The sequence below is a fragment of the Butyricimonas hominis genome, from assembly GCF_014287455.1.
Classification (GTDB): Bacteria; Bacteroidota; Bacteroidia; order Bacteroidales; family Marinifilaceae; genus Butyricimonas; species Butyricimonas muris.
In genome coordinates this window covers 851,442-867,695 of sequence record NZ_JACOOH010000001.1, presented here as the reverse complement: position 1 = coordinate 867,695, position 16,254 = coordinate 851,442, and the positions used below count along the sequence as shown (strand labels likewise).

11 protein-coding genes are annotated in these 16,254 nt (G+C 42.9%); 1 reads left to right on the top strand and 10 read right to left on the bottom strand.

Annotated features, from left to right (window positions below; genetic code table 11):
- Positions 1-258: 258 nt before the first annotated feature.
- Positions 259-1,296 (bottom strand): FecR family protein, encoded by a 1,038-nt coding sequence (locus tag H8S64_RS03400; protein ID WP_186974936.1) that lies wholly within the window; start codon positions 1,294-1,296, stop codon positions 259-261.
- 100 nt (positions 1,297-1,396) lie between these two features.
- Here H8S64_RS03400 and H8S64_RS03395 point away from each other — a divergent pair, with 100 nt between their 5' ends.
- Positions 1,397-1,942, top strand: a complete 546-nt coding sequence (locus H8S64_RS03395; protein ID WP_186974935.1) for an RNA polymerase sigma factor — start codon at positions 1,397-1,399, stop codon at positions 1,940-1,942.
- Here H8S64_RS03395 and radA read toward each other — a convergent pair.
- The 9 genes from radA to H8S64_RS03350 form a co-directional block, all read right to left on the bottom strand.
- Positions 1,937-3,304: a DNA repair protein RadA gene (gene radA, locus H8S64_RS03390; protein WP_186974934.1), complete on the bottom strand. Its 1,368-nt coding sequence runs from the start codon at positions 3,302-3,304 to the stop codon at positions 1,937-1,939. The genes H8S64_RS03395 and radA overlap by 6 nt on opposite strands.
- Positions 3,305-3,340: 36 nt before the next feature.
- Positions 3,341-3,703 carry a four helix bundle protein gene (locus tag H8S64_RS03385; RefSeq protein ID WP_099291400.1) on the bottom strand — a complete coding sequence of 121 codons (363 nt, stop codon included), beginning with the start codon at positions 3,701-3,703 and terminating at the stop codon, positions 3,341-3,343.
- A gap of 32 nt (positions 3,704-3,735) precedes the next feature.
- Positions 3,736-6,066: a transglycosylase domain-containing protein gene (locus H8S64_RS03380; protein WP_186975009.1), complete on the bottom strand. Its 2,331-nt coding sequence runs from the start codon at positions 6,064-6,066 to the stop codon at positions 3,736-3,738.
- Between the two features lie 31 nt (positions 6,067-6,097).
- Complete coding sequence (locus H8S64_RS03375) at positions 6,098-7,645, bottom strand: ATP-binding protein (RefSeq protein ID WP_186974933.1); 1,548 nt, start codon at positions 7,643-7,645, stop codon at positions 6,098-6,100.
- A gap of 314 nt (positions 7,646-7,959) precedes the next feature.
- Positions 7,960-9,054: a TlpA disulfide reductase family protein gene (locus tag H8S64_RS03370; RefSeq protein ID WP_186974932.1), complete on the bottom strand. Its 1,095-nt coding sequence runs from the start codon at positions 9,052-9,054 to the stop codon at positions 7,960-7,962.
- A gap of 12 nt (positions 9,055-9,066) precedes the next feature.
- Positions 9,067-10,650, bottom strand: coding sequence for a PKD-like family lipoprotein (locus H8S64_RS03365; protein WP_186974931.1), 1,584 nt, complete (start codon positions 10,648-10,650; stop codon positions 9,067-9,069).
- Between the two features lie 27 nt (positions 10,651-10,677).
- Positions 10,678-11,451 carry a DUF4843 domain-containing protein gene (locus tag H8S64_RS03360; RefSeq protein WP_186974930.1) on the bottom strand — a complete coding sequence of 258 codons (774 nt, stop codon included), beginning with the start codon at positions 11,449-11,451 and terminating at the stop codon, positions 10,678-10,680.
- Between the two features lie 10 nt (positions 11,452-11,461).
- Positions 11,462-12,889 (bottom strand): RagB/SusD family nutrient uptake outer membrane protein, encoded by a 1,428-nt coding sequence (locus H8S64_RS03355; RefSeq protein WP_186974929.1) that lies wholly within the window; start codon positions 12,887-12,889, stop codon positions 11,462-11,464.
- Between the two features lie 12 nt (positions 12,890-12,901).
- Positions 12,902-16,234 (bottom strand): SusC/RagA family TonB-linked outer membrane protein, encoded by a 3,333-nt coding sequence (locus tag H8S64_RS03350; protein ID WP_186974928.1) that lies wholly within the window; start codon positions 16,232-16,234, stop codon positions 12,902-12,904.
- Positions 16,235-16,254 lie beyond the last annotated feature (20 nt).

The window sequence follows — 16,254 nt, the reverse complement described above, 5'->3', positions numbered from 1 at the left end:
AAATATATGATTCGTAGCCCCGCACATACTCAATGGTATGGAACTAAACGTAGCAAGCATAAAAAAAATGCACAATACGTATTTTTTAGGCGATAAGCATACCGCTCTTGATTTTTTTTGCATAAATTTGTAATACTATTTGATTAAAAAGTAAATATCATTTAGTAACACATTGCGATCGCTAAAGGTCCAATTTTATGTAATCGCAATTTGCTCTAAGATTATCCCGCCTTGCGGGATATCTTTTTGGATTTTCTGTTATCTCTTTATAATGTAATGCCCCCTTTCTTTTACGAATTTACAATTTGTCATCAACTCGATAAACGAAATCACTTCATTGATCGGAGTTTTCTTGTTCAGATTCATGGTTACTTCAATTATTGTAATATCGACCTGTGGTTCAAATTCAACTCCATACCACGCAGAGATATCTTCCAATACTAAATTCAATTTTTTATCTTGATATTTAAATACCCCGTCCATCCATGCCGTAGCGTATCGGGTATCCACTTGCCGCACTTCAACATGACCGGAGCCGGAATCATAAGAAACTTGTTCACCCGGCGTAATTCGGATCTCATTTCTGTTAGGTGATTGGAACCCTATATTACCTTCAACCAACACCGCTTCGAGCGTATTCAATCGAGTTGTTTTAACATTGAATCGTGTTCCATAAACCCGAATTTTCGAACCGGATACATTTACCTCGAACGGTTTTTCCGACTTCGTAACATCAAAAAATGCTTCTCCGGAAAGCTCCACTTCACGCCGTTCCCCGATAAACTCGACCGGATATTTCAAACGACTTCCTGCATTCAACATTACCCGAGTTCCGTCGGCAAGCGTAACATTGTACATATATCCGGCAGGAATCACAAGTGCGTTGTACTCCACCCCCCGGGTATTATTCACCATCGAGTCATAAGCGATATGATTCTCTTCCACCCGAATATTCGACCCATTAATTGTTTCCCCTACATTTTCTTTCTGCAAGTTCACACTATTACCGCCGGAAAGAATCAACGTGGGAACAGCAACTTTATTTTCAACCTTCACGACCTTGGTCACCTTCACAGCTTCAACCAACTTATGTTCCGGCTCATTTATCCACAACAAAGTAAAAATTATCCCAAACAGAATCACTGCTGCTGCAGAACTCGTACCCCAAATCAAGCGACGACGCAACTTCATCCGGCGGAGACGTCTGTCAAAGCGAAGTCCGGCAGCCTCCACTTCTTTGTCTGAGGGGATTTTTATCGTATCTATGATTTTTTCTATATCTTTTTCAGTTTTCATAGCTTATGCTTTTACGTATATATAAATCGAAACATGAAAAACTACCGTGAAAAACTATTCTTTTTGAAAAAAAAATTACATTTGCAAAAATAGAAGGTATATGACGTTTCATTCAGACTATTCGGATGATCAACTTTTAAAATTATTTAATCAACGGGATGCACGTGTGTTCGGGATTGTTTATCGTATGATATACAGGGAACTATATCTATACGCTACTAGTTTGTTTGAATCTCTCAACATCCCGTCCGAAGATATTATCCAAGATGTCATGGCCGATATATGGAAGCGAAGTTCTGTTCAATTTCCCACGCTGGCATACATTAAGACATTCTGTTTTATCGCCCTGAAAAACGCATACAAGAATAAATTAAAACATTTGGGACATCAGCAACGTTTCGAATTGGAGTGTAAAGTAGAATATGAATTCTCGGACGATATGGAACGTGTGGAACTGTACAAAACCCTGTACGATTCCCTTCAAATCCTGCCCGAAGATTACGCCACAGTGATTCGTATGTATCTCGAAGGTTGGAAACCGGAAGAGATTGCATCAAAACTGGGTATCGCTCTCCAAACCGTCTATAATAAACGGCGGGAAGCGGTCATCATCCTACGAAAACACATGGTGGATAACAATCTATGAACCGAACAAATCCCTGCAAATATCTCCTATTCGGGACACGAATTTCACGTTTATATGTGCCGGAGTTTTGACAAGCGCCTTTTTATTCCCCGACGGCACGAATATCTGTTGGAACCCCAATTTCTCGGCTTCCAATACCCGTTGCTCGATACGACTAACGGCACGTATTTCACCCGAAAGCCCGACTTCCCCGGCAAATACCGTGTCCGACGGTATCGGGGCGTCAATATTCGAGGAAAGTACAGCCATAACCACGCCGAGATCCAAGGCAGGGTCACTCACCCGAATACCTCCCGCAATATTCAGAAAAACATCCTTTGCCGCCAAACGGAATCCTACCCGTTTTTCAAGCACCGCCAACAACATATTCAAACGACGAGTGTCAAAGCCCGTTGCAGACCTCTGGGGCGTCCCGTAAGCAGCCGTGCTTACCAATGCCTGCACTTCCAACAAAATCGTTCTGACGCCTTCCATCGTGGCGGCAACCGCCACCCCGCTTAAATTCTGGTCATGATTGGAAAGGAGCAACTCGGAAGGATTTGCTACCTGACGTAAACCGGATTGCAGCATCTCGTATATCCCGATCTCGGACGTCGAACCGAAACGGTTCTTCATGGAACGCAGGATGCGATACATGTGTTGTTGGTCACCCTCGAACTGTAACACGGTATCCACCATATGTTCCAAAATCTTGGGACCGGCCAGCTGACCGTCTTTCGTGATATGTCCGATCAATATCGTGGTAATTGTATTTTCTTTGGAGAAACGCAACAATACATTCGTGCATTCCCGTATTTGTGAAAGACTTCCCGGGATAGCATCCACCGTTTCGGTAGACAATGTCTGAATGGAATCGATAATCAACAGTTTCGGTTCCAGTGCACGGGAATGTTCCAGCACCGCTTCCAGTGAATTACCGGAAAGAAACAAACAATCGTCATTCTCCGCACCCAAACGTTGTGCCCGCATCTTGATCTGGGATACACTTTCCTCCCCCGACACGTAAAGCACCTTCCCGTTATGATTATGCAAGGCAAATTGCAAGATAAGAGTGGATTTCCCGATGCCCGGCTCTCCGCCCAACAAAATCATAGATCCCGGTACAATTCCGCCTCCCAACACCCGGTTCAATTCCCCGTCGCCCGTATCCATCCGTTCGTCGGCATTGGTTTTCACCTCCGATAACCTCAACGGGCGGGAAGAACTGTTCCCGATAATAGAAGCCGCCCGTTTCCCCTTCACGGCAACTTCCACTTCCTCCACAAAACTATTCCACTCTCCACAAGTGGCACATTTCCCTACCCACTTGGATTCTTTCGCCCCGCAATTCTGGCAAACGTAAACGGTCTTAGATTTCACCATAACAATTGAAAATTGAAAATTGAAAATTGAAAATGATTAGTTTTCAACGTTCAATTTTGTTGTTTTTACTATACTTGCTGTAAGCCGGATTAATTCACGGCTCTCCCCTATGATAGAATCAAACTCTGACTCGGTTAAATAATCTGTTTCTTTCAGCAATAGAAGCCAATATTCCGTTTCATTGGCCTCTTTTAAAGCTATATTCACTTTATTAATGAAATCTGCTTTAGACTGCGCGTGTTCACTCTCTCTAATCAACGCTCCAATCGACGTCCCACTCCTAAGCAACTGTTTCGACAACACAAACTCCTTACGCTCTGCACATAAAAACTTGTACAAATTAACTATCCGTACCGCAAATCGGAAAGACTTCCCCGCAACAATATTTTCCTCTTTCATTTTCAATTTTCAACTTTCAATTTTCAATTGTATCAGTCAAAAATTTCATCCACGAAATCGGATTCAGTGACCACCTCGTCACCCTCATCATCACAATCAAGGACTTTATTCACGCCATTCGGTTTTTCGAAATCTCGTTGCGGAACGGCAAGCGATTTATCGGCATATACTTTTTGCATAAATAATGCCCAAATCGGGAGAGCCATACTGGCTCCTTGACCATTCGCCAAGTTCTGGAAATGGATGGAACGGTCTTCAGCTCCAACCCACACTCCCCCGGCAAGATCGGGAGTGATTCCGATAAACCAACCGTCGGAGTGATTCTGTGTCGTTCCGGTCTTCCCACCGATCGGATTGGTAAATTTATAACGATAGCGCAACCGGATACCGGTTCCTTCATCAATAACACCTTTCAAAAGATTTGCCATCAAATAAGCCGTATTCTCCGTGATTACCTCTCGGGATTCGGGCTGGAACGTCGCCAATAAATTACCGTACTTATCCTCTATCTTGGTCACCATTATCGGCGAATTGTACACTCCTTTATTCGCGTACACGGAAAAAGCGGAAACCATCTCTTTCACGGAAACTTCCGAAGAACCCAAGAATATAGCAGGCACCGGATCTATAAAACTGTTAATACCCATTCTATGAGCCATCTGTACCACTGCCTCCGGGGTAAATTGCTTCAATACCCAACCGGAAATATTATTTACCGAGTTCGCCAACCCCCATTTCAAAGTAACCATCTCACCCTCACGCTTATTTGTCGAATTGCGGGGCGTCCATGTAGTCCCGTCCGGCAACACGAAAGTTTGCTGCACGTTCAACACTTTCTGACAGGGCTCCAATCCCTCCTGCATCGCCAAGGTGTAAAGAATCGGCTTAATAGTAGATCCGATCTGCCGTTTACCCGTGCTCACCATATCATACTGGAAATAATGATAATTAGGACCTCCCACGTACGCCTTGATATGTCCGGTAGCGGGTTCCATTGCCATAAATCCGGCACGGAAGAACGATTTATAATGTTTCAGAGAATCCAACGGACTCATTGTCGTGTCACGCACTCCATTCCACGTGAAAACAGACATGGCTATCGGTTTAGCGAACTCTTTCTTGATTTCGGCAAAACTCTTGCCAGCCTTGTTCATGGAGCGATAGCGCTCCGTGCGCCGGATAGAAGTATTCAAAATTTCATTAATCGCTTCCTTTGTCAGGTCATTGGAGAAAGGCGGATTCGCTTTATGCTTTCTTTCCGCCATAAAAGTCGGTTGCAACGTTCCCCCTAAATGCTCGGTCACCGCCTCCTCCGCGTACTTTTGCATCCGGGAATCCAGAGTCGTGTAAATCTTCAACCCATCAGTATAAATATTATAACGGGAACCGTCGGATTTCAGATTCTTGTTACACCACCCGTAAAGCGGGTCCCTCTCCCATGCCAGCGAATCAACGGCATATTGATCTTTATTCCATTTGTAATTCTTCTTTTCCGGTTTATTAGCTGTCAGGTACAAACGCATATATTCCCGGAAATAAGTAGCGATACCCTCTTTATGGTCTTCTTTATGAAAATCCAGTCCCAACGGCAAATTCTTCAAAGAATCGTATTCCGTTTCAGAAATCTTGTCATATTTCAACATCTGGCTCAACACCACGTTCCGGCGTCCCAACGTTTTATCCGGTCGGCGCACGGGATTGAAAAGTGAAGGATTTTTCGCCATACCCACCAACATGGCCGATTGCTCTACCCGTAATGAATCGGGAGAAGTAGAGAAATAAATATTTGCCGCGGAGTTAATACCAACCGCCAAATTCAAAAAGTCAAATTTATTGAGATACATGGTGATGATTTCCTCTTTCGTGTAGCTCTTTTCCAACTTCACGGCAATCACCCATTCCCGGAACTTACGCATCGCCAATTCCATGAAGTTCTGGTTTGCCTCTCTGGGGAATAACATCTTTGCCAGCTGTTGGGTAATCGTGCTACCTCCCCCGGCAGCCGAATTACCTGTCGCCATTCCTTTTGCCACACGGAACAGACCACGCACGTCAATACCGCTATGTTCATAAAAACGTACGTCCTCCGTGGCTATCAATGCGTCAATCACGCTCTGGGGAATATCTTTATATTCCATGTAACGACGGTTCTCGCTACCCTCGAAATATTTCCCGATGATTTTCCCGTCAGCAGAATACACCTCTGTCGCAAAACTATTATTCGGATTTTCCAACTCCTCGAACGTGGGCATAAAACCTAATTTCCCGTCGGAAACCAAGTAAAAAAAGAAAAATATTCCTCCCACGAATATCACGAACAATCCCCAAAAAATGACAAAGTCTTTCCAATATTTCTTTAATATCTGCATTCTGTTAAATATTTATTACCTATTTTCATTCCACTATCCACTCCCCGATATTTCGAGTTTTATTGTCAAAATTAATTCCTATCCGGAACAACTGCCGGGAATCAGCCTCGAACGGGCGAGCGTAATGCTTCTCCTCTATCTGACGCAGAGCCTCCGCCGCCGTTCCATCCAACTTGAACTCCATCACGTAAATATAACGGTCTGTCTGCAACACCAAATCAACCCTTCCCTCCGACGTGTGATACTCGACTTTCACGTAAAAGCCCACCAAACGAAAAACAATGAAAAGTACATTCTGGTAATGCACTTCCAAATTCCGGATAATCTCGTAAGGCGTATCGGCAAAAAAACTCTGAAGCCTACACAAGAAAGCATCCGGCTTACCGGTTTCAATCTCTCGTGTAAACTGTTGTATCTCGAAAGGTGTTTCCACCTTGTTCACTCTCGTGTAAAACGGCATCAAAAACTTGACAAATCCCTCCTCCACTTCACGATTCGGGAATCCAAGAACATAATTCTCAAAGCGGGGGTCATAATCCTTAATCGTGAGATACCCGCTTTGATAAATCACGGGAATCGGGCTCTCGTCCGCGTAGATACTGTTCAACACCTCTGCGCTCGTTTCCTCCCGGGACATTTGTTCCAAATTATAATGGTTCTTCTGTAACAATTCCACCAGATAAGTCGGGGTTCCCGTTTCAAACCAGTAACTACCGAATTTCATCTTGTAAAAGGTGTTCAACACGCTAAAGGGATTGTAAATTCCCTCGGAATTTTCCACGAAATGATACCCGTCATAAGACTCTTTCAACCGGGCGCATACCTCCTCGTACGTCATGTTCTGGGCAGAAGCCAATTCGTGCAAATCAGCCTCGAAATAACGATGAATCTCTTCCCCCGTCATCCCGCATATAGCGACATACTGGTTATCCATGGATATATCATTCAGATTATTGAGGTCACTGAACACGCTGACTTTCCCGAACTTGGTAACACCTGTCAATAAAGCGAACTTGATATCCCCGTCCATGGTTTTCAAAACCCCGTAAAACGGTTTCAACGTATTGCGAAATTCCCGTTGCAACCCTTCGTTATTGATGGCCTGCAACATCGGCTTATCGTACTCGTCAACAAGAATTACCACCCGTTGCCCCGTCCGCTCGTGAGCCCGACGAATAACCCCGGCGAATCGTAACGAGAACGACACCTCCGACGCTTCCCGCCCGTAAAGGTTCTCCCACCGGGTCAAGTTGTCATTGAGAATATTGCCCAAGCTCTCGACGGAATCATACTTCTCGATATTCAAATCAAGATGCAGAATAGGATGTTGCAGCCACTCTTTTTCCAACTCCTCCATGGCAAGACCATGAAACACCTCACGTTTTCCTTGAAAATAAGCCTCAATCGTCGAGATAAGCAAACTTTTCCCGAACCGACGCGGACGACTCAAAAAATAGTAACGCCCTGATTTTACCAGCCTATAAATCAACCTTGTTTTGTCCACGTAAAGATACCCGTCTTTCCGCAGGCTCTCAAAATTCTGAATACCGATAGGATATAACCCGTTGCTCATTTCTCTTGCATTTAAACCACAAAGTTAGGCAAAATCAACGAGATTTAGAACATTATTAAGCAAGACAATAAAGATATTACAATTCACGTTAAGACCTCAATCAGCCCCTTCTCTCGTTCTTCAACCGTTATTCCGTCATTGTCCAGCCGTTTCGAAACGACTGAACTCCGATAACCCGACGTGAGAACATCTTTTCCCTTTCCCGTGCTTGACCTTTCCGTATCTTGATATTGTCAGACTTTCAGGCCTTATGGACGAGAGGGTGTGTCGAAACACACCCTCCACATTTTCAAATAGTTATTAAAGAAACAAGCCTATTCCGTTCCTTTCAAAGCTGCAACAATACATTCTTCCAATGCTTCTCCCCTTAGGCTTTCAGCTATAATTCGATTGTTTTCATCCAACACGAAAACGTAAGGAATGCCGTGAACTTCATACAGGTTGGAAGCTATGCTACTCCATCCTTTTAAATCAGACAAATGAATCCAGTTTAATTTATCCTCTTGAATCGCTCGTATCCATGCCTCTTTTTTGGTATCAAAAGATACACTTACGATTTCCAATCCCGCGTCTTTATACTTGCGATAAATTTTCCGGACATTAGGATTTTCCGCACGACAAGGTCCACACCAAGAAGCCCAAAAATCCAGTATTTTTACTTTTGCTTTTATATCATACAAAGAAAGCGAATCTCCTTCGGGAGTTACCATTTTGAAATCGGGAGCGGTTCCCCCGACGATGATTCGTGACTCTTTATCAACATACGGCTTCATTAAAAGCCCCGGCACTGTTTTACGAGCGTTTTCACCCAGCAAAGCATATCTCTCGTGTAGACGTTTTGCCCTGTAAAAAGTTTGCATACGCCCGTACACGACGGCAGCACCGACAAGATTATCGTGTTGACGAACAAAATCACTCTCAACTTCACTATAACGCTCATCCATTTTAGACAATAAACCACGTATTTGCAGTTTACCGAAGTAATCATTGCCGTAAATTTTCTCGTATTCTAATCGCATCGAATCTTTTTGCATCTTTATCTCCAACTCTTTTTTCCGCAATTCATTCCGTTGCTGTTGCAGGACTCCCCCTCCATTTATGACATAAGTTGAAACATCCGGTATATTCGCTTCCACTTTAAACTCGCTATTTTCAACAAGTATAGGCACTCGTAATCTCGTGTCCGGAGCCACGATTTCCGCCATAACCGGTTCTTTTACACTTCCTTCAAAGAGAAACGTGCCATCTGCCGATAATACATTTCCCAAGGTATCCCACGTTCCCGTCACTCTCGGGGTAACCAACAATATTCGCCCCTCGTAACCGGTTATCTGTCCCTCTACCACGTAACGAGGAGAGGGTTGGCAGGCAGCCAAAATCATACTGCCTAACCAGACTATCCAATTCATTTTCATCAATATTTAATTTTTATCAGGTTCTTTATACGTGATATCCACAATATTTCCCAGTTTATCGTGTTTTTTATGTAGTTCAAACTTACCTTTCCGCAAATCTTGAGGAGTATCGTAGGTCCGCATGACACCACATTCCGATTCATCCATACCATCCACCGTGGACCCCACGATTAGGCGCCAAGCGCGTTTTCTTTGCCATGAATCAGTAGCACCCCAAGAATTATTAGACACCAAAGGTTCAAATTTTATCACTTTTATCTTTTCTCCCGGGAATGTCAATACCGGTATCGCTTCTTCGTCGGGATAAGCAACGTCAAAAGCATAAATCGTGTTGTTACTGAGATAATAAATATGATTATAGTTATTACTAAAGGCAAATTGAGTCGCATTTTCCAAGCCGGGACCTTTAATCTCCTCGTAGAACCTTTGTTCGTTTTTCTCGTCGTATCCCATGAGAATCCCATAAGCGTAATGCCTCCTCGTGTTCGGGTCTTTCAAAACAACCCAATTGAGCCCTTCGCCCAACGAACTATACGTACTCGCCCCTGCTACAAAATCCCGCCCGGTTCGTGCATCAAACTTTTTATCCCCGGAAAATTCCATCACGGAGGGATAAGTCTCTTTTTGCTTAATATTCACAAACTGACGATTCGTGGCATCATATAGCATCACCGGAACCGGGTCCGAAGCACCGGCGATATAAATCCAGCGATTCATCACCCCGACGAAAGGAGCCGCCTCGAACCGTTCCCCCTTGATAAAATTCACCGGATACCCGAAAAAACCGACCCCGTTAGCGGCAAGCTCGGAATAGACATCCCCGCTTTCTGTAACAAGTGTCCAACGGTCTTCTCCTTGGGTACAACGTTGCGAGAACTTAGCCATCTGAAGATTTACCACTTCCGGAACAATTCCAAAAAACCATTTGAAATCGGTATCTTCACCCACGTGCATATCCGATTTATCAATCTCGTAAGTACCTTTCTCCGAAACAAGTAACATACGAGAATGTTTATTACGGAACCAGCAAGGAAGTAACTTCAAGGGTTTCCCCACTGAAAAATCTTGGTTTGCCCAAATATTCTTGGCAATAATATCCATTGTTTCATCCCTATTGACTACCATATCAAGACGAGCTTCTCCCCCCATGTCACAAAGCACCAACCATCCTTCACTCATCATTGTTGTCAAACGTACGGAAAAACGCTCCCGATAGGCTACTCCCGTTGATTTGTCCGTCACGATATAAAACCCGGCGTAAGTGCCGGCATTCGCCTCGGCTAACCATTCCAAGTTTTTATCTCGACCGATAACAAAATCTTCCCCGTCTTTCACTTCATTAATATCTATTCCACTGGGAATCAATTTCCATTCATACTCGTACTCGGATTCATCCTTTTCTAAAGTAGAAGCTATTTCCGGTTGCAGACGAAGTACATCCGCGAAAGCCATCAGCGTGTAAGTCGTATCCCTGCCGATTCCGGCAATGGACAACTCGTTAATCTCGCGATAATCGTAATTTCCCTTGTCATCGAAACAGGAGGAAAATGCCCACCACCCCAATAATATATAAAACAAATATCTTTTCATAACGCTCTTATTTAGCTATATTTAAAATTATTTCTGCGCATCAGGTCCCATTGTCATCGGTTCTCCATCCTCATCCAATTCGGGATGCTCCTGAAGGTATTCATGCAAGTATCTCGCGGCAAATCTCAACTTACCTTCATTCAAACCGCTTTCCACGAAAGAAGCAACAAAATCCTCACGATCGTACCCCATTTGGTCACAAATAAATATAGCCTTTTTCGTTGAGAATTTACCAAAGAAGTTTTCGCCATAAAGCGACCACCACACGGGGGTTTGAAAACGTTCATCCATGTGTATGACACGTTGATAATCTATCGCTCGCAGTGAAGTTACTTGAGCAGTATCAATTAATGTTTGCATACGAGAATACAGGAATCCCAATTCCGGAGTTTCTTCCAGTCGTAACGTAAAACGCCGGGGACGTTCGATAAGATCATCAGCCCGCAACAACTCGATTTCCACCAACGCATCCGCTTTTCCCGCGAGAATCGCGTATTCTTTTTGCAGAAGACGGAAATCTTCGCCCTCCACGGCACTCAAAGTATCTTGTTCATCTGCGATTACCTGAATCGTGAATTTTCGGTCATAATCAGCCACATCTCCCAACAAGCACACTCGCAGATTCATATTTTGCGTCTTTATGTCTAAATTCTTCAATCCCCATGGCACTACAATTGTGTCTAACACAGCTTCCGTCGGGTCAAAATAAATCCCACTTGCACCCTCGTATACATCTATTTTTTCCTCGCATGCTCCAAAAAAGATCATGAACAGGATAAGCATATAAATAATTCGTTTCATAACTTAAACTTTAATTATATTTTGTTTCCCCGTCTGGAATGGGTAATACATATCTCAACAGATTGATTGTTTTCGTTCCGTACGGATCATATGCCGATTGAATCTCTGTTTTCATTTTCCGTTTGTAATAGAAAAACAATTGCCCCTCTCCATATAACTCCCTAAGCCATTCCGCTTCCAAAGACTGTTCTACTTGTGTCGAAGAGATCTCACGCAATCCCCGGTTTACCCGCAAGGTATTAAGATAGTCGGTTGCTTCCTCGGGATCTTCTGTCACCTCCGTGGCAATCATATACATCTCGCTTGTTCTTAACATAGGTATCATTTGCTGGTACAATGAATCTTGCCCTTGATAACGGTCATAAAGTGCATAACTCTCTCCATCAAAGTCAAATGTAGCGGAAGACAAAAAATATTTATACCGGTAATCAGCTCCCGAGCCTCCTGCTTTTTGAAAAACTTGTCTTACAACATCGAAACGGGGAATCAGTAATGATGATTGCAATTTCAGATTTTGCGCGTCAAACAGAGAGGTAAATATTGAATTACGATTCAAATTTTGCAATGCGAATAATACCTCGGTCGAAAACATCCTATCGGGAATAGTCCCATCAGTTCCCATCGTCATCGGATCCACCCACGGGAATAACTTTTCCGATATTTCAATAATTTTCAGCGCATATTCTTTCGCTTTCTCCGTATTTCCGATATACATGTAAACCCGGGCTAACAAAGCCTGTACTGCATAATAATTAAGACGTAAATTACGATATTGGAAAAAGACATTTCTTGAATCGCCTTGGACTCCATGCGTAATAATAGGATCAATCTCCAACTCTTTCTCCGCGTTCAGTAAATCTTCTATCACCTTACCCATAAACTTATCGCTCGGCAAAGAAGGGTTTACATCTAACACGAACTCTTCGTAATAAGGAAGTGTTTCCGAGGAAGCCCCGTAAACCGGTCCGAATAAACGGAATAAATCAAAATGCAACATTCCGCGTAAAGCCAATGCTTCACCCCGGCACAAATGATAGTAATCGTCCGAGAGAACAGCACGGTTTACCTCACAATTCTTTATCAACAGATTAGTATTGGCAATCAAGCTATAAGCCTTTTGCCAAATAGATTCAATTTTACTCTTGGAATAAGCTCCATCATACTCGTAATTCGCTAAAGAATAGAGACTCTTATTCTCTTCCGGGATAGCGTAACGCTGTGCCAAGATTTCCACGAATTCACATGTTAGTGCCCGACCGTACAAGTTATCGTTGTTCAATTCAACGTAAATACCATTTAACGCTTCTTCAAAACCGGCAATAGTTGAAAAAGCTGTTTTTTCCGATATTCTGTCACTGGGTTTCACATCCAACCAATCGGAACATCCACTACATATTCCAGCTAATAGGAGAAAAACAGATATAAATTTCGTTTTCATAATTGTCAAAAATTAAAAATTAACCGAGATAGCAAACGTAACACTTCTCGCGAACGGATAATCAATACCGCGTTCGTCTTTCAAAGAAGCAATCCGGCAAATATCATTCATGTAGGCACTTAACGACATTCCTGAAAAACCCGTCTTCTTTATCCAATTGTACGGCAATTCGTATCCCAATCGAACGGACTCCAGCACGATATAATTATTTTTCTGCACGAAACGAGATGACATTTGGGTAACATCCGTCAAGGCAATTCCTTTGAATCTGGCCTTGTCCCCCGGTTCTTTCCAACGGTCATACAGCGCGCGTTTGTCTTGATTCTTTTGTAAACCTTCTCTCGAAATATTTTCCACCTTGTTGTACAAAGTAGAGTTGAACGCATCAGCCCCAAAACTATACCTGAAATAAATACTAGCCGAAAGACCTTTAAAATACAAAACATTGCCGAATACCCCCTCCAAATCCGGACGAGTATCACCTACAAGTACTTCATTTTCATAATCGTAAGTAAATGTTCTACGTCCGTCTTTTGTCAAGAAAATTTCTTTTCCCGTGGCAGGGTCAATTCCCTCCGAACGAACGGTCCATAAAGCTGTCGGGCTATCGCCGTCAAAATAACGGGACAAATTTTTCCCGATATTCTCGTTGTTGTATTTTCCCAATTTCGTTTCGATGCCATCATAATACGCCTTGCTTCTCCGGAAAGTCAAACTCGTTGTCAGATTTACACGCTCTTTAGGCTTATAAATGAAAGAGTATTTTATCGTTCCGTTAAATCCTTTGTCAACTTGCTTTCCGATATTTGCCAAACGGGAAGTGACTCCCACGGACATGGCAACCCCGATGGAGGCTAATAAAGGATCCGTCAATTTGTGGTAATAATCAAAAGTAACATGGAATCGATTATTGAACATACTCACATCCGCGCCAATATTTTTATCCAATGTCTTCTGCCAATCCAAATCCGGATCTCCAAAGGCGTCTACCAAAATACCCGTGCCAAAATTATTCTGCATCCAGTTGTTAAACTTGTAAGTATTAATCGTTTTGAATGAACCGAAATTTTGGTTACCCGGGTTACCGATAGAAGCTCTGATTTTCAACATGGAAAACAAATTCGTGTTATTCTTTATAAAATCCTCGTTATGAAGATTCCATGCCAACCCGATAGCCCACGTCGTGGTGAAACGCTTGTTAGACCCAAATACAGATGAACCGTCAGCTCTTAAATTGACATCCAGCAAATAGCGATTCATGTAAGAATATCCACCGTTAAAATAAAAATTAACCGCTCTCTTTTTGGCATCGCTATAACCGGGTTTACTGTTTTCCGTGTACGAATTGGCAAAACCGGGTGTAGTATAATCTCCGCGTGGGAAACCTATCGCGGAAAAAGATTTAGAATCACTGGTGCTTTCCGAAAAAGAAAGCCCGAGAACAGCATTGATTTGATGCGCATCTGCCAATAGTTGTCCGTAAGTTACTGTCAAGGAGCCGTCATACCCGAATGATTCGGAATGGCTATCAGAATAAGAACCTTTTTTCAATGACTCTGTTTCATCGAATTGCGTGTCTTCCGGTGAACGAAAAACTTCTGTTGTCGATACCGATTTCGATACCCCGATACGTCCGCGAACATACAAAAAATCCCAAGGACGATATTCTATATCCAGATTATTGCGCATATCATAAGTATCCCCCTCGTTATAACTGTTCAATGAAGCATTCCAAAGTGGATTCGGCACGTAGATTCCCCCGTCTGAAGCTTGAGTATCACCTGCACCCGGTGTTTCCAGCCATTTATCTATTCCCCCGAACTCGTTGTATTTAGGGTAATACGGGTTTGCTCTTGAATACTCCGAGAAAGGAACTATCGGGTCCGTGGTCTTCGTGAAATCAAGAGTTAATTTATTTTGGAAATTCAATTTACCAACCCGGTACAACAAATCCAAGTTTCCACTTACCAACTGACGACGCGACTCTTTCATCACACCTTCTATATTCGTGTAATTCAGCCCCAACCCGAAACGAATCTGCTGGTCACCTCCTTGCACGTATAAATTATGACGTTGGTTCAAACCTATTCGCAAAGGCTCGGACATCCAATACGTGTCAACACCTTTCTTCACGTTCGCCAGCAAACGATTATAACGCATTTGTAACTCTTCTTCATGAGTTACAACATTTGAAGAAAAATTTCCTGCCAAACGTTCAAACTCCAACTTTTCCGCCGCGTTCATTAGGTTATAAGCGCTCAAATCGGCAAACGACACATCAAAACTCCCGTTATACGTTAATCTTATTTTACCGGCTTCCGGAACTTTTGTTTCCACGACAATAACCCCGTTGGCAGCCTTTGCACCGTATATGGCAGTGGAAGCCGCATCTTTCAATATAGTGACGGAAGCTATCCTATCCATACTCAAGTCCATAATCGTGCGCAAAGAACTCTCGAAACCATCCAGAATAAATAACGGCTGATTAGGATCTTCCCCGAACTCCTCCTTGAAACCGACGATACTACTCTTTCCCCGGATTTCCACGTCGGGCAAGCGATTAGGGTCGGAACCGTATTGATTGTTTTCAAGAATAGCAAAAGCGGGATCCAGTGTTTTTAAACTTTGCAATAAGTTTTGATTACCGACTACTTTCAATTCTTCCGCTTTATAAGTTTGCGAAGAGCCGGTAAAACTTTCTTTCTTACGATTATAGATACCGGTCACAACAACTTCTTCTACCTCTGTTTTTTCTTCTTGCAGCACAACATCAATAACTTTTCGCCCGTCAACAGCAATTTCCTCTTTTTTCATACCAATGAATGAAAAAACTAAAACCGGATTCTCCACGCCGGGAATCGTGAGCGAGTATTTTCCGTCCATATCCGTCGTGATACCTAAAGTTGTTCCTTTCAGCAAAATCGTAACTCCCGGCAAAGGAATATTATCCTTATCTGTTACTTTACCCGTGATTGTGATTTTTGCTACTTCAGGCGTTTTAGCACCTTTCCGCTTGATTACTACCGTATTCTGTTGAATAACATACTCAAAACCGGTATCTTTCAACACGATTTTCAAAACCTCCTCCAACGGCATTTGCTTCACGCTAAGCGTAACGGGTTTCAGTTGTTCCAATTGCGTCTTCCCGTAAGCAAAATTCACATCCGTTTGTTTTTGAATTTCCAACAACACCTCAATAATGGGGGCATCTTTCAATTCAAGTGTAATTTTTTTAGATAAAACGTCTTGAGCATTCACGCTCGTAACTCCCAATAGCAGGCAAACCCACAAGCATATCTTACAAAAAGAACCGCCCCTATTGCGAAATAGTAAACTTTTTTTCATAACTTTGTTTTTAAATATTT

What these genes read in the sequence shown, in the direction of transcription:
- H8S64_RS03385 (WP_099291400.1), bottom strand. Translation starts at nt 3,703, where the DNA reads ATGAAAGAGGAAAATATTGTTGCGGGGAAGTCTTTCCGATTTGCGGTA.
- H8S64_RS03370 (WP_186974932.1), bottom strand. Translation starts at nt 9,054, where the DNA reads ATGAATTGGATAGTCTGGTTAGGCAGTATGATTTTGGCTGCCTGCCAA.
- radA (WP_186974934.1), bottom strand. Translation starts at nt 3,304, where the DNA reads ATGGTGAAATCTAAGACCGTTTACGTTTGCCAGAATTGCGGGGCGAAA.
- H8S64_RS03355 (WP_186974929.1), bottom strand. Translation starts at nt 12,889, where the DNA reads ATGAAAACGAAATTTATATCTGTTTTTCTCCTATTAGCTGGAATATGT.
- H8S64_RS03395 (WP_186974935.1), top strand. Translation starts at nt 1,397, where the DNA reads ATGACGTTTCATTCAGACTATTCGGATGATCAACTTTTAAAATTATTT.
- H8S64_RS03375 (WP_186974933.1), bottom strand. Translation starts at nt 7,645, where the DNA reads ATGAGCAACGGGTTATATCCTATCGGTATTCAGAATTTTGAGAGCCTG.
- H8S64_RS03400 (WP_186974936.1), bottom strand. Translation starts at nt 1,296, where the DNA reads ATGAAAACTGAAAAAGATATAGAAAAAATCATAGATACGATAAAAATC.
- H8S64_RS03360 (WP_186974930.1), bottom strand. Translation starts at nt 11,451, where the DNA reads ATGAAACGAATTATTTATATGCTTATCCTGTTCATGATCTTTTTTGGA.
- H8S64_RS03365 (WP_186974931.1), bottom strand. Translation starts at nt 10,650, where the DNA reads ATGAAAAGATATTTGTTTTATATATTATTGGGGTGGTGGGCATTTTCC.
- H8S64_RS03350 (WP_186974928.1), bottom strand. Translation starts at nt 16,234, where the DNA reads ATGAAAAAAAGTTTACTATTTCGCAATAGGGGCGGTTCTTTTTGTAAG.